This is a genomic window from Clostridium chrysemydis, from assembly GCF_015234215.1.
In the GTDB taxonomy this organism is placed as follows: domain Bacteria; phylum Bacillota; class Clostridia; order Clostridiales; family Clostridiaceae; genus Clostridium; species Clostridium chrysemydis.
This window is the reverse complement of the sequence record NZ_JADEKP010000001.1, coordinates 206,997-225,507: the sequence shown is the minus strand read 5'-3', so window position 1 is coordinate 225,507 and position 18,511 is coordinate 206,997. Positions and strand designations below refer to the sequence as shown.

Sequence of the window (18,511 nt, the reverse complement as noted above, 5' to 3'; positions counted from 1 at the left end):
CTAAGGAGCAGTTTTGAAACTCATTGATGTTACTGAATTTAAGCATAATACTCTTACATTGTTTCCATAATATAATACAACTGTTGATAATCCAGTAGGTCCTATATAAATAGGATCTGTTGTTGTTATAAAATCTTGAACAGATGTTGATAAAGTGTCTACAACCCTACCTAACAATTTTTGTTCATTAAAGATATATCTTAATCTATCTGAACCATTACTTATATATTGGCAAACATCTATTAATTGACCTGTAAATGTGCAACAACCTGTTATTTTATCATCATCACAATCACAATCAGTGCAGTTACAAGTTCCTATGCTTTGATACTTGTAATCACACATAATATTTCCTGTCGGAATACATTCACCGTATTGATTTACATTACAAGTTGCAGGACATCCGCAGCAGCAACATAAAGTATACTTTAAAACATTCTCAACGCTCTCTAAAAATGCATCTCTAGCTGTCACTGTTCCAAATTCAATATTATAACTTTCAATATTACAAATTGGAACCATAACATAATTGTCAAAGTATACTGCTCCATGACTTATACCTGTTACTGTTTTAGCCGTTGCATCTGGAATATTTGTAACTGATCCGCTATCAACATTTACTGTTACAGGAATTTTTTGATCTAATATTAATTGTGCAACTTTGCTTAGAGAAATTTCGCAAGGGCATATATTTCCACCTGGCAATCCTTGTGGTCCCGCTGCACCCGCTGGTCCTGCTGGTCCTGCTGGACCTGGAGGTCCCTGCTCTCCACTACCACAACAACCCGGAGGGCCTTGTGGTCCTGCTGGTCCTTGTGGTCCTGTCATTCCTGTTGGCCCTGCTGGTCCTATAGGTCCTTGAGGACCTGTCGCTCCTTGTGTTCCTTGTGGTCCTACAGGTCCTTGTGGTCCTACCTCTCCATTATCTCCCTTTGGTCCTTGAACCCCAGGATCCCCTTGTGGTCCTTGAGCTCCTGTAAGTCCTTGTGGTCCTTGAGCTCCTGTTAATCCTTGTGGCCCTGTTGCTCCTGTATCACCTTTTGGTCCTTGAGCCCCTGTAAGTCCTTGTGAACCTTGTGGTCCTGCTGCACCCGCTGGTCCTACTGGCCCTTGTGGTCCTGTAAGTCCTGTATCTCCTTTTTGTCCTGCTTCTCCAGTGTCTCCCTTTGGTCCTACTGGTCCTTGAGGCCCTGTAAGTCCTGTTAATCCTTGTGCTCCCGCTGGTCCTACTGGTCCTTGTGGTCCTACTGGTCCTTGTGGTCCTGTTTCTCCTGTATCTCCCTTAGCACCTTGAGCTCCTGTTAATCCTTGAGGCCCTGTTGCTCCTGTGTCTCCCTTTGCTCCTTGAGCTCCTGTAAGCCCTTGTGGTCCCACTGGCCCTGTTGGTCCTTGTGGTCCTACTGGCCCTTGTGGTCCTACTTCTCCGTTTTCCCCATTTTCACCTTGTGGTCCTTGCGCCCCTGTTAACCCTTGAGGCCCTGTTGCTCCTGTGTCTCCCTTTGGTCCTGTAAGTCCTGTATCTCCTTTTGGTCCTGTTGCTCCTGTGTCTCCTTTAGGTCCTACTGGTCCTTGTGGGCCCACTTCTCCATTTTCCCCATTTTCACCTTGTGGTCCTTGCGCTCCAGTTAACCCTTGAGGCCCTGTAGATCCTGTGTCTCCCTTTGCTCCTTGAGCTCCAGTTAATCCTTGAGGTCCAACTGGCCCTGCTGGCCCTTGTGGTCCTGGATCTCCCTTTGGTCCTGTTGATCCTGTGTCTCCCTTTGGTCCTGTAGCTCCTGTATCTCCCTTTGGTCCTACTGGCCCTTGAGGCCCAGTACAACAACAATTTATATTTTTCTTTTCACTATCATCATGTTCAAATATATCAGTAAAACATTTATTATCTTCTTTACAACATCCATTTTCAGGTATTGGTCTTTTTTTGCATTTTAAAATATCATTATAACTACTTTTTTTATCAAAATCTGAACTCATTTTGCCTCCTAAAAGTGAATTTCCTAATATATAATACTCATTTAAGTACAATTAGTTACATATTTCTCCAAAATGAAATCATAAAAAGTAACGCTAAAAAGAGACTACAAATTTTGTAGTCTCTTTACCTTATAGATTAAAAGGGAATTTTTTTATTAGGAGTTTATATATTTAATGCATAAATATTATGCAAAATATCTTTCTAATAAGCCTTTAAACGCTTTACCGTGTCTAGCTTCATCTTTACACATTTCATGAACTGTATCGTGAACTGCATCTAAGTTTAATTGTTTAGCTAAAGTAGCTAATTCTTTTTTACCTTGGCAAGCTCCGTATTCTGCATCTACTCTTTTTTGTAAGTTAACTTTTGTATCCGCATCTACTACTTCTCCTAAAAGTTCTGCAAATTTCGCAGCATGTTCTGCTTCTTCAAATGCTATTCTTTTATAAGCCTCTGCTACTTCTGGGAATCCTTCTCTATCAGCTTGTCTTGACATTGCAAGATACATTCCAACTTCTGTACACTCTCCCATAAAGTTAGCTTGTAATCCTTCTACGATTCTTGGATCTACGTCTTTAGCTACTCCGATTCTATGTTCGTCAGCCCAAGCCATTTCTCCTACTTGCTCTTGGAATTTATCAGCACCTACTCCACATACTGGGCATTTTTCTGGTGCAGTTTCTCCTTCATGAATATAACCACAAACTGTACATACAAATTTTTTCATAATAATCTCTCCTCTTCTTATAACACATTTATATTTGATATTTATTAATTACTTTATTATCTTGTAGAGGTTTTGTTTCTCTCTACATTTTTTATTATATAATAATTATTATCCATTGTAAACACTTTTTTATAAAAAAAATTTTCATCCATCTAAAAAATGTAATATATTGAAAGCTCCTTAAAGTAATACAATTTAAAACGAGGTAATTATAATTATAATTTATAATAGCGTACCACTGAAAAGAGTTTTCAATATATCTAGTCTAATTAAAGACTCACAAATTACAGAAAATGAAATTAAAAAGATAAAAATCTATTCCTATTTTAATAGATTTTTCCCTTAATGGTTCTTTATTGATATATTTATGCATATTTTTGTAATTTCTTGTCCTATTGCATACTTTTTAAAAGATCCGCTCTCTTTTTCTTTTCTATGTAGTTTGTAACTCTCATTTTAAATCTAGCCCATTCCCCTAAATTATAAAAATTAATTAAATCTAAAGTAAAAAATAATCCATCTACAATTAAATATTTTAAATCTCTAATATTTTCTTCATTTTCTGGATTTTCTAATAAACCATCTGATTTTATTTTTACTAAACCAAATCTTTCATTAAAAAATAATAGCTTATTTTTTATATCATCATTAAAATCATTGAAATCACTATTTATTATTTCTTCACCATATTTTATAAGTTCATTATTTATGTTGTTATACTCTGTATAAACTTTAATTAAATCCATCCTAACAGCTCCTATTTTTTATTCTTAATTAACAATATATACATTTAGGCTCTATATTTCAATACTATACTTATCATAAAACTAAATAATTATGAGGTGATTCGCTATGGAAAAAACCACAAAAAAATATAATGTCTTTCTAATAGCTAGTGTCTTTTTGCTTGGTTCTATAGTCTGCTATCTAAATAGTACATTATTAACCACTGCTCTGCCTACTATTATGAAAGACCTTAAGATAACTCCAACAACAGGCCAGTGGCTAACCACTGCTTATATGCTTGTAAACGGAATTATGATTCCAGCATGCGCTATGCTTATAGAAAAGTTCACAACAAGAAAGCTTTTCTTTATAGCTATGGGACTTTTTACAATCGGAACTTTGCTAGGTTCAATATCAACATCATTTAATTCGTTATTAATTGCAAGAATACTTCAAGCTTCCGGTGCAGGTATAATGCTTCCTTTATCACAAACAGTATTTTTAATTATATTCCCTAAAGATAAACGTGGTGTTGCTATGGGGGTAATCGGAATTATAATTGCATTTGCACCTGCTATAGGCCCTACTTTAGCTGGTCTAATCGTAGATAAACTGCCTTGGAGATATCTATTCCACTTAGTAATACCAATAGCAGTACTTGATTTAGTTTTAGCTTACTTCCTATTAAAAAATGTAACCGAAACTAAAGAAGTAAAAATAGATATAACTTCAATTATAACTTCAAGTCTTGGATTTGGTGGCTTATTATACGGATTTAGTGAAGCTGGTAACAAAGGATTTTTATCTCCATTTGTTTATCTACCTATAATTATAGGTATAATTTCTTTAGTATTATTTACAAGAAAACAACTTAAATCAAAAGAGCCTATGCTTAACTTAAATGTCTTTAAAAGCAAAACTTTTACTTACTCTACTTTAGTTGTAATGATAGTATTTACTGGGTTTGTTTCAGCAGAACTTATTTTACCTATGTACCTACAAATGGCTAGAGGGTTTTCAGCCCTTGATTCAGGACTTACCCTTATGCCTGGTGCAATAATTATGGGTGTTATGAGCCCAATAACAGGTAAAATATATGATAAGATAGGTGCAAGAGGTCTATCACTTATTGGTATATCCCTTTTAACTATAGGTAGCTTTATGTTATCAAGACTAACAGCTACTACATCTGTTCATGAAATAACAGCTATCTATTCTCTTAGATTGTTTGGCTTATCTATGTTTATGATGCCAATAACAACAGATGGTCTTAATTCATTAGATAATTCATTAATACCTCACGGTACAGCAATTAATAATACTTTAAGACAAGTTGCAGGCTCTATTGGAAGTGCAATTTTAGTTACTATAATGACAACAGTGTCTTCTAATTCAGGGATCAAAAATCCTATACTTAGTGAGATTCACGGAATGAATGAATCATTTTTAGTTGCTTCAATTTTCTGCTTTATAGCATTAATAATTGCATTCTTTGTAATTAAAAAAAGACCTAAAAACGAATTAAAAGGTAATAGCTAATTTTAGCTACTACCTTTTTTCTTTTAATAAATTAATTATATTTCTAACTTCTTTAACTTTAAAAATATAACATAAAGCTATATAGACTATAACGCAAGACATAAAAAGCATTCCCATATACAAGAAGTTAAAAGTAAATCCTAAGTTCATCATCTTTAAAGATGCACTTTTAAATCCTAGAATATGACTAAATAAAAGTTTTAAGCCTATAGCAAAGATACCCATAACTAAGGATATTACTAAAAGTTTACCCATATTTTTAGCTATATCTTTTATTCTAAAGTTATTAAATATATTTTTCAAGTTATATATAAGTATAAACGTTGTTATAATTAAGGATATAGATGACGCTAGGGCCAGTCCATTATGCCCCATAAACCTAACTAATATTAAATTTAATATTATATTAATCACTGTCGCAATTATACTATTATACATAGGCGTTTTAGTGTTACCTTTAGAATAAAATATTTTATTTAAAACATCCCTATATCCCATAAAAATCATCCCTACAGAATAACAAAGAAGTGCGGATGTAGTCATATTTATAGCAGAGTCACCAAAGTTTTTATAACCAAATAAGCAAACTACTATATCCTCTGCAAAAAACATAACAAAAACTAAAATAGGTATAGTTATAACCCCTATTAAATTTAATGAATTAAACGATAACTCTTCAAACATTTCAGTTTCATTACTAGCAGAAAGCTTTGATAACTTTGGAAATATAACAGTTGTTATAGCTACAGATACTACGCTAAAAACAAAAAGGTTTAATTTATTTGAATAATTCAAAGCAGATACGCTTCCTACCTTTAATCCTGATGCTAAGGTTCTATCTATCAAAGTGTTAATTTGAACTACAGCAGTCCCTACAAGAACTGGTAAGACAAGCCTCATCATATACCTAAACCTTTTATCTTTTAAATTAAATATAAATTTGTATCTATATTTCAATTTTTTCATAGAGGGATATTGAATTAAAGCTTGAGTTGAAGCTCCAACAGTAGCTACTATCGCCACACCTTTTATTCCAATTACATTACTAAACATAAAAGCTCCCATTACTAAAAGGTTTGAAATTATATTGTTTGCCGCTGTAATTGCATACTTCTCATTTGATTGAAGATACGACGCATATATTAAAGATAATGCTATAAACACAGTCATAAATGACATTATCCTAACTAAATCTATAGAAAGGTCTAATACCTCCCCCGTAAACCCACTTGCAATGGTTTTTATAATAGGTTTTGTAAATACTAATATAAATACAGTACTTAAAATTGAAAATACAGTAAGAACAGTTATAACGTTATTTGTAAACTTTAAAGCTTCATCTTCCCCTTCTTCTAGTTTTACCTTATTATAAACAGGGATAAAGCAAGTAGTAACAGCTATTATTAAACAAGTAAATATTACAAGAGGTATTGTTGTTGCAACGACATACGCATCAGCTTTATAACTTGTCCCAAACTTTAGTGCTAAAAGTTGTTCTCTAAAAAATCCTGTTGCTTTACTTAAAAGGGTAAAAAACATCAGAAAAAATCCGACTTTAAAAAATCCTTTATTCTTATTCATTAGTATTCCTCCAAAAATTAATCACAAGACTTATTATACCTTAATATGTAAAATAAGAAAAAGACTACGTATATTTTACGTAATCTTTTACTTTTATTTAAAATCTTCAAATTTCAATTTTATTAAATTAAGATCCTTATCATTTTCTTCTAAAACTAAGCCTTTATCTATTACATTTCTAACTCTATATTTTGAATCTAATTTAGTTACTTTTAAATTATCTAAATTTATATAAATATCATTTGTTTCTTTTCCCTTTTCAGAACTACGTGAGTAAATTACTAAGAAATTATCTTTTAAAGTTATTCCTAAACTGTCACTTAGATTATATTCTTTCAAATTAAGTACTTCCTTTATTTCACTATTTTCTATATTATACCTAACTAAAGCATTATCTTGTATTCCATATATGTTATCTTTATAAATCTTTGGCTCTTTTAAGTTATGTTTAAATTCTTCTATTTTATTCTTATCTTTAATATCTTTTAAAATAAAGGCTTTAAATTCTTCATCCTTTTTAATATCGTTTTCAAAAACTAAAGTGCTACCTTCTAAACTTAAATTTGTAATACTATTATCTAAATTTAATATTTCTTTTAGATCCTTATCTTTGTAATAATAAATCTTAGACTTTTCCTCTTCACTTATACCAAATACTACATCCTTTTTAAAAGATGTAAGATACACATAAGAATTATCATCTTTTGAAGTTACTCTAGGTTTTGAATCCTTTATTTCCCCTATATTATCTATATATACTGCATTTCTATCTTCATCTTCGTTATTTTCTTTTCTATCCCATTTTAAGGATTCAACTACTGCAATATTATCTCCAAAGATATCAGCGTTTCCTATAATATAATCATCACTTTTAACTTCTTTTATAAGAGAAGTTTGTTTTTTTGATTCTTCGTATAAGTATAAATTGTTATCTTTATAGTCTACATATGCATATTTATCACCTTCACTATCAAATAAAAAATACTTATCTTTTTCTAATAATGAATCTATCCCCTTAATTTCTTTAGAATTTACACACCCTACAAAAATCATACTGCTTAATATTAATATTCCTATAATTCCCTTTCTTTTCATAACTCCACCCCCACCTTTATTTTACCATATTTTTACCAAATAATATAAATAAAAACACCTAAGATTTCTCTTAGATGTTTTTATTATTTATTGATTAATTTTTCTTTTAAATCTATCATATCTTTTGGAATTTCTGAACTTAACTCTATAAATTCCTTAGTTTTTGGGTCTTTGAATTTTAAAGAGTAAGCATGAAGCGCTTGCCTTTCTATAAGGTCTACTTCATTATCTCCTTCTCCATATAAAAAGTCACCATATATAGGATGTCCTAGGCTACTTAAATGAACCCTTATTTGATGGGTTCTTCCAGTTTCTAATATACATTCCACTACGTCAAAACCTTCATAGCTCTCTAAGACCTTATAATGAGTTATACTTCTTTGACCTCTCTTATCTACTACTCTTCTTAGCTTTGGAATTCCAAGCTCGTCAAAAGGTCTATATATAGGTCTATCAATAGTTCCTGATTTTTCTTTTATATTTCCGTGGACTATAGCTATATATTTTTTGTATATAGCGTTTTTCTCCATCTCTTTTGAAAGATACATATGAGCATATTGATTTTTACCTATAATTATTAAGCCTGAAGTATTCATATCTAATCTATTTACAAGCCTTACTATACAATTTTGATTAGTTTTTTTAAAATATCCTGTAACTCCATTTGATAAAGTTCCGATTTGGTGGTTTCTAGTTGGGTGAACAACCATAAAAGGTTTTTTATTTAAAACTAAAATATCACTATTTTCAAATACTATATCTAACTCTATATCCTCAGGTATTATATCTTGGCTTTCGTCTCTTTCTAATATAACTTTAACAGTATCACCAGAGTGTACTTTAGCTCTCATCCTTACTGCCTCGTCATTAATTAAGATTCTCTTTTCTATAGCAGCCTTTTTTATAAGTCTAGAAGATAATTCTAATTCTTCTTTTAAAAAATCCCTTATTACAAATCCATCATATTTATCTAAAACTTTTTCTTCTAAAGCACTCATTTTCACCTTTTCCTCCTATGATTTTTATACCTCTAAGATGTTTTTGCATCGCTACCTAATACTATAACAATATTTGCGCCTGGATACTTGCTCTCATCTAATTTTTTGAAATTCGAGAATTTAGGTAAATCCTTTTTAATCATATCTTTTATATTAGGATCATTTACCATAATATACGTATCACTTGTAAGTTCTCCATTACCTGTAGTTATAGTTTCATATCCCTTTTGATTAAGTTCTAATTGATAACTAGCTGCAAGGCCTCCTATTTTAGTTCCGTTTAATATTCTAACTTTAACATCTTCACGTGATACCTTATCTAAAGATGTTGAGGAAGAGTTTAAAGCTTTTATTAAATCAGAATTAGCACTCTTATCTGCTACTACATATGATTGACCTTCTATCATCTGCGGAGTTCCTTTTAATGTTGTCATTATTATATCTCCTGATTTTAAACCTATAAATTTAAAACCATATTTTAACAATGCATCTCCTGAGATATTTGTTTCTATATTATTTCCAACAACATCTAACACCTTTGGAATTTTAAATATCATAGTTGGACTAGTGCATTTCTTTACGACTTCTTCAATAAACTTATGCTGGTTTTTAATTCTATCTAAATCTCCGTTTGGAAGACCTGTTCCATCGTCATTTTTTCTCCATCTAAAGAACTTTTCTGCATCTTTACCATCTAAATGAGGTGTAGTTCCTTTATCGAAGTCTATTTTTAACTTTTGAGATTTATCAGTGTAGTGCATATCGTGTTCTATATACATATCTACACCGCCTATAGCATCTATAAACTCTCTAAAGCCTTTGTAGTTTACTTTAGCTAAATAGTTTATTTTGATATCTAAAAGATCTTCTACTTCTTCTATAACCCTTGCATCTCCCCCTATAGGATATGCTGCATTTATTTTCCAACGCTTCCCGTTTATATCTATCATAGTATCTCTTGGGATAGATACAACATGCATCTTTTTAGTTGTAGGATTATAGTTTATTACCATAATTGTATCTGTTCTTTTATTAGCTTCAATTTCAGGGTGGTCAACATCCCCTACATCTAACCCTAAAAGAAGGATATTTACAGTTTTATTCATAGGAACTGGGTTTGGTTTTATCATGTTATTATCAGTTACTTTAGAGACAAGACCTGCAACACTATAAATTGTATATCCTATAAATAAACCTAAAACTAAAATCAAACCAATAATTACTCTTTTAATTATTTTTTTTCTTTTTTGCTTATTTTTAGTTTTCTTATTTTTTTCTATTGCTCTTCTATCTACAGGCTTTCTGCCCTCTTTATTACTTTGAGTTTCGTAAGCTACCCGTCTTCTTCTATCGTCGTTTGGTACTTTGCTATCGCTAGGAGTTCTCTTTTGTTTTTCTTTATTTATTCTTCTTTGACGCTCACTATCTACAGTTCTTCTGCTTCTACCTTCTTTTTCTATCTCTTCTCTTCTTTTTTCTATTCTTCTTTGTCTTTTTCTATATTCTTCTTTTTCTTTTTCAGTCATCCGCCTACCAGAACTAACTACAGGTCTTCTTCTTCTATCGTCCGCCATAATTTAACACCCCATATCACTATTTACTAATAATTATAGATTTAAAATAAGACCATTTCTAAAGGCAATTGTATTTTCATCTATAAGATTTCCTCTATCTAAAAGATATCTTATAGTATGATTCACTCCAATTAAAACTCCAGAGTCTAAATCTTTTAAAACAGCTTCTCTTATTTCCTCTACTCCATCAAACCTTCTAGATGGTTCTATCATATCAGCTATATAAATAATTTTTTCAAGTTTTGTCATACTAAGTTTTCCTGTAGTATGCCATCTCATAGCCCCTAATATTTCTTCGTCATTTATATTAAACTTTTCTTTGGCTACTATAGGCGCTGCTATACTATGCCAAAGTGTTTGTGTATTTTTCTCACTTATTGATAACTCTATATTATTATTTTTAAATATCTCTAATAATTCTTCATTACTTAAATTTTTGCAAATATCATGGCATAATGCAGCTATTTCTGCACGTTTTTCATCCACTCCATATAGATTTGCTAACTTTTTAGCTGTTGATACTACACCCATTGTGTGTATAAATCTCTTATCCTCTAAGTTTTCTTTAAGATAATTATATATTATTTCATAGTTCATAATTTAAATTTCCTTTTTGTAGAGTTTATTTTTTTCTATTATATTATTTACTTCTTCTGGTAAAAAGAAATCTACCCTCTTACCTTCTTTTATTCTTTTTCTAATATCTGTTGAAGATATATCTAAATCTTTTAAATTTAAAAATGTTATTTGTTTATCGTATTTATTTTCTACAAATCTTTTTTCTTCTATTAAATCTTTTTCTCTAAACCCAGGCCTATCAAAAACTACTAGTTTTGCTGAATTTAAAATTCTATCAACCCTTACCCATTTATCAAGGTTTATTAAACAATCTGCACCTGTTATAAAAAATAATTCTGCATCTATATATTTTTTCTTTAAGTATTCTAATGTTTGATAAGTATAACTTAGACCCTCTTTAAGTATTTCAAAATCAGACACTTCAAATCCTTCATAACCTTTAATAGCTTCTAAAACCATCTTATACCTTAATGAAGCCTCCGTAACACGTTTATTACGCTTATGCGGAGGGCTTCCATTTGGCATAAATATAATCTTATCTAACGATAATTTTTCTTTAGCTTCATATGCTATATAAAGATGTGCAAAATGAATAGGATCAAAAGTTCCACCTATAATCCCATATCTTTTCATTTTTTTACTTCTTTGGAACTTCTATTTTTGGATTCTTTTTAGATTGCTTATATAAAACCATCTTGCTTCCAATAGCTTGTATTCCGTCACATTTAACCTCTTTGCAGATAAAATCTGAAGCTTCTCTAGCTTCTAAACCGCTATTTTCAAGTACTTTTATTTTTATAAGCTCTCTCTTTTCTAAAGCTTCTTCAACTTGCTTTAAAAAGTTTTCTTCTATTCCATTTTTACCTATTTGGAAAATTGGGTCTATATTGTGTGATAATTTTCTTAAGTAAGCTCTTTGTTTTCCTGTTAACATTAAAATGTTTCCTCCTAAAATAACTTATTTATCTTAAAGTCTTTATTAAAGAATATATTCAAATTCGAAATCGTCAAGTCTTACCATATCTCCATCTTGAATACCAAGTTCTCTTAAATCATCTAACACACCTTTATTCTTAAGAACTTTGTGGAAGTATCTTAATGAATCTGCATCGTGAATATTTACAGCACTTAATAATCTATCTACGAAGCTTCCTGAAACAACATAAGTGTCGCATTCTTCTCCTCTTTCGATTTCTATATCGTAAGTGAATTTCTTCTCTTCTGGGATATATCTTTCTTCATCTAAAATTTCAAGTCCAGTTATTGGAATTTCTTTAAGTTCTCTAGCTGCCTCTTTTATAACTGCATCAACATTTTCTCTAGTTGCAGCTGACATCTTATAAACTTTATCGTATCCAAGTTCTTTAACTTTTCTTTCAAACTCTATGAATACTTCTTCATCAAATAAAAGGTCTGCTTTATTTGCTACTACTATTTGAGGTCTATCCCAAAGTTTTACTGAGTAGTTTTTAAGCTCTTCGTTTATTTTTACGAAGTCTTCAAAAGGATCTCTTCCTTCTATTCCTGATATATCTACTACGTGAATTAAAAGTCTAGTTCTTTCAATGTGTCTTAAGAACTCAAGTCCAAGTCCAACACCTTCACTAGCACCTTCTATAATTCCTGGGATATCAGCCATTACAAATGGTTCAATTCCATCTATAGCAACAACACCTAAGTTAGGTTTTATAGTTGTGAAGTGATAGTTAGCTATCTTTGGTTTCGCTTTAGTTGTCATTGAAAGGAATGTTGATTTACCTACATTTGGGAAACCAAGTAATCCAACGTCAGCTAATAATTTAAGCTCTAAAACTATATTCATTTCCTCTCCAGGCATTCCTGGTTCAGCAAAATGAGGCGCTTGTCTAGTAGGTGTAGTAAATTTGCAGTTACCCTTTCCACCTTTTCCACCTCTTAATAATACGAATTCTGAATCTTTTTCTGAAAGGTCACAAACGATTTTGTTACTTTCAGCTTCTCTTATAATAGTTCCAAGTGGCACTCTTATAAGTAAATTTTCTCCGTCTCTTCCGTAACATTTTGAAGTTCCCCCATTTTCACCTGGGTCTGCTACGAATTTTCTTCTATATTTAAAATCCATTAATGTCGTAATTCCTGTGTCTACTCTAAAGATGATGCTTCCGCCTCTTCCACCATCTCCACCATCTGGTCCACCAAGTGGTACATACTTTTCTCTTCTAAAAGAAACGCATCCGTCTCCACCTTTACCAGACTTTACAAATACCTTGGCCTTATCTATAAACATATGACAATCCTCCTTCTGTAAATGTCTTATTCTTATCTTAAGTATTCCCTTTTAAGCCCCATTAAATCAAGCTTAAAGTAAAATATTCAATTTATTATATCATAATAATATAACAAAATTTTATTTCTTTAGGGATTTTTAAGAAAATTTCTCTCTATATTTAAAAAGCACCCAAAAACTTGGGTGCTTTTATAATAACTATTCAGCTATTTCTTCTACTTGAACTGGGTAAACAGAAGCTTTCTTCTTGTCTCTTCCCATTCTTTCAAATTTAACTACTCCATCGATTTTAGCGAATAAAGTATCATCCTTACCCTTACCTACGTTTGTACCTGGGTGGATTTTAGTTCCTCTTTGTCTTACGATGATGTTTCCAGCTAGAACGAATTCTCCGTCTGCTGATTTAACACCTAGTCTCTTTGACTCAGAATCTCTACCGTTCTTTGAGCTACCTACCCCTTTTTTGTGGGCAAATAATTGAAGGTTCATTATTAGCATTTTCACTACACCTCCTCTTTCACTAATTTTATATATTCTATGCGTTTAGTTTTTCCAAACATTTGATCCAAACTAGAAATTACACTTTCTAAGCTTTTCTCGAAGGTTTTAAGTAAAACCTGAGCTTCATCTAACTCTTCTTTAGAAAAATCAGATAAATCTAGCTTTAGGTATCCGTCTGCCATCTCATAAGAACAATTAAGTTTTAAAACTTCATCTAATCCTATAAGAACACTTTGTGATAAGACTGAAACTGAGTTACATATCATATCAAAAGCTTCGCCAACTAGGGATATATCACTTTGAAAGTCTCTATCGCCTGGCATTGCGTGACTATCTATAACGAATCCTAATAAATTATCATCTTTTTTAAAAATCTCTACTTTAATCATAGATTAAGCTTCGATCTTTTCGATAACTAATTTAGTGTATGGTTGTCTGTGACCATTCTTTCTTCTGTAGTCTTTCTTAGCTTTATACTTGAAAACTACAACTTTCTTAGCTTTACCTTGAGATACAACCTTAGCTGTAACTTTAGCTCCTTCAACCATTGGTTTACCAACTGTTAAAGTTTCTCCGTTTGATACTGCTAATACTTCTGTTAATTCAACTGTTGAATCTACAGCTGCATCTAACTTCTCTACGAATAATACATCGCCCTCTTGAACTCTGTATTGCTTTCCTCCTGTTGCTACTACTGCGTACATTAAAACACCTCCTCATAACGGTCTCGCCACTACGGGTACAAAGTTTCTCTCTTTGTTTTTCGAAAAATAAACCCTATCGTGAGCGGTTTACTAAAATAGTTTAACATATGACATTTTTTTTGTAAAGGAACTTTTTAATATTTTTGAATTGAACTTATTTTAAAATCTTTAATATTTTCTTTTTGACTATTAAAAATTAAAGGTTCAATTTTATATCCATCTATTCCTTCTGAATATTTTAAGTATATTTCTTTATCTAGACCATCTATATTTTTTAAAAAAGAAAATTTATCTCCGTTTACTCTTTCTCTATATATAGGGTCAAGTTCTATAAAGAAACTTGTTATAGTATTATCATCTACAGACCTTAAAATATCATTTTTTATTAATTCCTCAAGATAAGATAGTTTCATAACCATACCTGTTCCATCACACCTTGTGCATCCTTCTTCGATATAGTCATAAATTGATTTCCCTCTTCTTCTTCTAGAAATTTGAATTAAATCTAGTTCTGTAAACGGGAAAATCTTACTTGCACTCTTATCTTCTTTTAACCCGTCTTTAAGTGCATGCATAACTTTTTGCCTTGCGCCTTTATCTCTCATATCAATAAAATCTATAACAATTATCCCCGAAAGGTTTCTTAGCATAATTTGCCTTGAAGCTTCTTTTGCCGCTTCTAAATTAGTTTCTAATATAGTTTTATCAAAGTTTCTCTCTTTAATATTTTTCCCACTATTTACATCTATTACATACATAGCTTCTGTTTTTTCTATAACTATATTTCCACCGCATTTAAGCCTAACTTTGTTGTGTCTAAGTTTTAGGATTTCTTTTTCTATGTTATAAAAATCAAATAGATGTCTGTTTCCTTCGTAGGCTTGAACCTTTACGTTTTGCTCTCCATCTATATAACTTTTAACTAAATCTTCATCAAACTTGTTATCAACGTGAATTATTAAGTTCCCTTTAGTTATGTTATCTCTTAAAACTTTACTTAAAGTTATCTCTTCACCAAAAACCTTACCTAAAGCTTTAGTAAATTTAAGCTTTCTCTCTAGTTCTCTATTAATTTCTATAAGCTTATCTTCTTCTTTTATTAGAAGATCTAAAGGTACGTTTGCTCCTTCTGTTCTTACAGTTACGTTCATCCCTGAAAGATTTTTAAGTTCTGCTAAAATAAGCTTCTTTTTTACATCATCTGTAATTCTTCTAGAGAAGGTTATCCCCTCTTTATCCTTATTTAAAACTATATATTTTCCAGGAATACTGTATTTAGGGCTAACTTTAGCTCCCTTTTCATTTAAAGGCTCTTTAGAAATTTCAACTAAAAGCTCATCACCTTTTTTAATTTCGGCTTTTCTAAGTTCTTCACTATAATACATATAACCCTCTTTTTCTAATCCCATATCTAAGAATATAGAATTTATTCCATGTATTATATTTTTAACCCTAGCTTTATAGATCTCTCCAGATTTTGGCTCGTTTGAATTTTCTTCTATTAAAAACTCTTCAATTTCGCTATTATTTTTAATAGCAATTCTTAATAATTCTTCTCTTCTTTCAATAAAAATCTCTCTCATTAATTACACTTCCTATATACATTTATAAAGCGGTATTAAGCTTCCATTTTTATCAATATACATTTCTTCTCTTCTGATTTCTATAAATTGATCTTCTAAAACTCCTGTTGTGTGTTTTTTTATTAAATCACTAAACAAATCAGCAGAAAGGTGAGCTCTACTTCCTGAACTTATAATAACATTAAAAACTCCATAAGAATCTTTAGTCCAATATTTTATATCGTGAACCATAGGTCTTATATCAACATCTTTTTCACTTCTTTTAGTCTTTTTAGTCATTATCCACTCTTTAGTACTTAAAAGATTTTTCATTTCTTCTTCGAAATTATCTAAATTTTCATATTCTATTTTGATAGTATACTTAGCTGCATCTATTAATGCCATCGCTTGAGGAAATTTCTTTTCGTTTTGTTTAGGTGGATAAACTTTACTTGCTTCTAAAAACTTAACCCCTCTTGCTGTAACTTTATTTAATTTTTCTATTACTTCTTTAGTATCTACTTCGGAAGTTAAAACTAAATCCATATACTCTCCGCTTGAATAAACTCCAACTGAAAGAGGTTGGGCCATTGAAAGTGACATATGCGGATTAAACCCCTTTGAATATTCAACTGGTATTTCTGATCTTCTAATTATTCTTTGAATAGTTCTCATTAAGTCTAAGTGACCTATAAATTTTATTTCTGGTTCTTTAGTAAATTTAATTAAGTAACGCACCTTCAAAACACTCCCCTTCTTTAAAGTTTACATTTACCCCGCAACCTGTACATCCTTTTCTACAGTTTTGAGTTAAAATAGCATCTTTAGCTTTTTCGTTTTCTCTTTCTAGATATGATCTATTAACTCCTATATCTATAAAGTCCCAAGGAAGTATTTCATCGTATGATCTTTCTCTATAAGCATAGAATTCTGGAGAAACATTACACTCTTCCATAGCTTCAAGCCATGAATCAAACTTAAAGTATTCTGACCAACCGTCAAATTTACATCCTTTTTCGAAAGCTTTTATAAGTACGTCACAAAGTTTTCTATCTCCTCTTGCAAATACAGCTTCCATAAGTGAGGTCTTTTGCTCGTGGTAGTTATAAACTATAGCACTAGATTTTAGTGACATTTTAACAGCTTTGATTTTTTCACCTACAGCATCCATTCTTTCCATAGGTGCCCATTGGAATGGAGTAAATGGTTTTGGAACTAAAATTGAAGTACTTACTGTAACTCTAAGTCCTTTTTGTCTTACTCCCTTTGGTACTTTAAAATACTCTTCTACCATCTTACCTGCTAAATCTCCTATAGCTTCACAATCCTCGATTTTCTCGTAAGGAAGACCTATTATAAAGTAAAGTTTTATAGTGCTCCAACCTGACTCAAAAGCAGATCTTGTAGCTTCTAATATTCTTTCTTCTGTTAATCCTTTATTTATAACATCTCTCATTCTTTGAGAACCAGCTTCTGGTGCAAATGTTAACCCAGTTTTTCTAACCTTTTGGATTTCTTTAATTAAATCTACAGAGAATGCATCTACTCTAATTGAAGGAAGTGCTACCCCTACTTTGTTGTCACTATGTTCTTTTACTAAATCTAATATAAGATTTTGAATATCTGAATAATCGCAAATACTTAATGAAGCTAGTGATATTTCTTGGTATCCTGTTGATTTTACAAGATCTCTAGCCTGCTTTAAAAGTGTTTCACGACTCTTTTCTCTAACAGGTCTATATATCATACCAGCTTGACAGAATCTACAACCATTAGTACACCCTCTAGTTGTTTCAAGCACGATTCTATCGTGAACTACATCAGTATAAGGAACTATCATGTCTTCAATAGGGAATTCTACTTTATCAAAGTTTGTTATAATTCTTTTTTGAACTACAGAAGGTACATCTTCAAATTTAGGTTTAAATTCTTTAATAGTTCCGTCTTCATTATAAGTAACATCATAAAGTGAAGGAACGTAAATACCTTTTATTTTTGAAATTTCTCTTAAGAATTCTTTTTTAGATTTTTTACCTTTAAATTTAGAGTAAACATCTAAAACGTCGTTCATCATTTCTTCTCCCTCACCTAGTTCAAAGAAATCTACTATATCATAAAGTGGCTCTGGGTTATAAGCACAAGGTCCACCTGCCATAACTATAGGCTCATCTTCTCCTCTTTCTGATGCCCTAAGTGTTACTCCTGACATATTTAACATATTTAAAATATTTGTATAACTCATCTCATATTGAAGAGTAAATCCAAGCATATCAAATTCTTCTAATGAATCTTTTGATTCTAATGCATATAGAGGAATGTTGTTTTTTCTCATTTCCTCTTCCATATCTGGCCATGGTGCAAAAACTCTTTCGCAATAAGTATCTTTTCTTTCATTTATAGTGTGATAAAGTATTCTTGTTCCTAAATGAGACATTCCTACTTCATATACATCTGGAAAACAAAAAGCAAATCTAATATCTACTTCCTTTGGATTTTTAATAACTTGGTTAAGTTCTCCACCAACATATCTAGCTGGCTTTTCAACCTTACTTAAGATGTTATCTGAAATTTTATTCATTAAAATTACATCCTCCTAAAATTAAACTATCATTTTTTCATTCCTCTATTCTAGCACAAATTACATTTTTCTTCTATCCTTATCGAATTTAGTCACAAAAAGACTA

At 31.2% G+C, this 18,511-nt stretch carries 18 protein-coding genes; 1 reads left to right on the top strand and 17 read right to left on the bottom strand.

All coding sequences use genetic code 11. The features are described from left to right. The 3 genes from INR60_RS17455 to INR60_RS01065 all read right to left on the bottom strand — a co-directional run bounded on the left by INR60_RS17455 (position 1) and on the right by INR60_RS01065 (position 3,448). Positions 1-1,974 (bottom strand): hypothetical protein, encoded by a 1,974-nt coding sequence (locus tag INR60_RS17455; RefSeq protein WP_194189620.1) that lies wholly within the window; start codon positions 1,972-1,974, stop codon positions 1-3. Between the two features lie 185 nt (positions 1,975-2,159). Continuing rightward, entirely contained in the window at positions 2,160-2,702 is a 543-nt protein-coding gene (locus INR60_RS01070; RefSeq protein WP_194189619.1) for an NADH peroxidase, read from the bottom strand. 392 nt (positions 2,703-3,094) lie between these two features. Further along, positions 3,095-3,448, bottom strand: coding sequence for a hypothetical protein (locus INR60_RS01065; protein ID WP_194189618.1), 354 nt, complete (start codon positions 3,446-3,448; stop codon positions 3,095-3,097). Between the two features lie 106 nt (positions 3,449-3,554). Between INR60_RS01065 and INR60_RS01060 the strand changes: the two genes are divergently transcribed. Beyond that, positions 3,555-4,967, top strand: coding sequence for an MDR family MFS transporter (locus tag INR60_RS01060; RefSeq protein ID WP_194189617.1), 1,413 nt, complete (start codon positions 3,555-3,557; stop codon positions 4,965-4,967). Positions 4,968-4,976: 9 nt separating this feature from the next. Here INR60_RS01060 and murJ read toward each other — a convergent pair whose 3' ends face one another. From murJ to INR60_RS00990, 14 genes are all read right to left on the bottom strand, one after another. Continuing rightward, positions 4,977-6,548, bottom strand: a complete 1,572-nt coding sequence (gene murJ, locus INR60_RS01055; RefSeq protein ID WP_194189616.1) for a murein biosynthesis integral membrane protein MurJ — start codon at positions 6,546-6,548, stop codon at positions 4,977-4,979. A gap of 93 nt (positions 6,549-6,641) precedes the next feature. Beyond that, on the bottom strand, positions 6,642-7,643 hold the full coding sequence (locus INR60_RS01050; RefSeq protein WP_194189615.1) for a hypothetical protein: 1,002 nt from the start codon (positions 7,641-7,643) through the stop codon (positions 6,642-6,644). Positions 7,644-7,726: 83 nt separating this feature from the next. Further along, the gene (locus INR60_RS01045) at positions 7,727-8,641 is read right to left on the bottom strand and encodes an RluA family pseudouridine synthase (protein WP_194189614.1); all 915 of its coding nucleotides are present in this window, start codon (positions 8,639-8,641) and stop codon (positions 7,727-7,729) included. 32 nt (positions 8,642-8,673) lie between these two features. Then, positions 8,674-10,215: an LCP family protein gene (locus INR60_RS01040; RefSeq protein WP_194189613.1), complete on the bottom strand. Its 1,542-nt coding sequence runs from the start codon at positions 10,213-10,215 to the stop codon at positions 8,674-8,676. Positions 10,216-10,248: 33 nt separating this feature from the next. Continuing rightward, entirely contained in the window at positions 10,249-10,815 is a 567-nt protein-coding gene (gene yqeK, locus INR60_RS01035; RefSeq protein ID WP_194190950.1) for a bis(5'-nucleosyl)-tetraphosphatase (symmetrical) YqeK, read from the bottom strand. Beyond that, positions 10,816-11,427 carry a nicotinate-nucleotide adenylyltransferase gene (nadD, locus tag INR60_RS01030; protein ID WP_194189612.1) on the bottom strand — a complete coding sequence of 204 codons (612 nt, stop codon included), beginning with the start codon at positions 11,425-11,427 and terminating at the stop codon, positions 10,816-10,818. 4 nt (positions 11,428-11,431) lie between these two features. Next, positions 11,432-11,728 carry a ribosome assembly RNA-binding protein YhbY gene (gene yhbY / locus INR60_RS01025; RefSeq protein ID WP_194189611.1) on the bottom strand — a complete coding sequence of 99 codons (297 nt, stop codon included), beginning with the start codon at positions 11,726-11,728 and terminating at the stop codon, positions 11,432-11,434. 45 nt (positions 11,729-11,773) lie between these two features. Next, positions 11,774-13,060: a GTPase ObgE gene (obgE, locus tag INR60_RS01020; protein ID WP_194189610.1), complete on the bottom strand. Its 1,287-nt coding sequence runs from the start codon at positions 13,058-13,060 to the stop codon at positions 11,774-11,776. Between the two features lie 198 nt (positions 13,061-13,258). Next, complete coding sequence (gene rpmA, locus INR60_RS01015; protein WP_194190949.1) at positions 13,259-13,558, bottom strand: 50S ribosomal protein L27; 300 nt, start codon at positions 13,556-13,558, stop codon at positions 13,259-13,261. 5 nt (positions 13,559-13,563) lie between these two features. Continuing rightward, positions 13,564-13,950, bottom strand: coding sequence for a ribosomal-processing cysteine protease Prp (locus INR60_RS01010; RefSeq protein ID WP_194189609.1), 387 nt, complete (start codon positions 13,948-13,950; stop codon positions 13,564-13,566). A gap of 3 nt (positions 13,951-13,953) precedes the next feature. Then, positions 13,954-14,265 (bottom strand): 50S ribosomal protein L21, encoded by a 312-nt coding sequence (rplU, locus tag INR60_RS01005; protein WP_194189608.1) that lies wholly within the window; start codon positions 14,263-14,265, stop codon positions 13,954-13,956. A 134-nt stretch (positions 14,266-14,399) separates the two neighbouring features. Continuing rightward, on the bottom strand, positions 14,400-15,848 hold the full coding sequence (locus INR60_RS01000; protein WP_194189607.1) for a ribonuclease E/G: 1,449 nt from the start codon (positions 15,846-15,848) through the stop codon (positions 14,400-14,402). 12 nt (positions 15,849-15,860) lie between these two features. Beyond that, positions 15,861-16,565, bottom strand: a complete 705-nt coding sequence (locus INR60_RS00995; protein WP_194190948.1) for a TIGR03936 family radical SAM-associated protein — start codon at positions 16,563-16,565, stop codon at positions 15,861-15,863. Continuing rightward, the gene (locus INR60_RS00990) at positions 16,549-18,405 is read right to left on the bottom strand and encodes a TIGR03960 family B12-binding radical SAM protein (protein WP_194189606.1); all 1,857 of its coding nucleotides are present in this window, start codon (positions 18,403-18,405) and stop codon (positions 16,549-16,551) included. The genes INR60_RS00995 and INR60_RS00990 overlap by 17 nt, the downstream gene beginning before the upstream one ends. Positions 18,406-18,511: the final 106 nt, after the last annotated feature.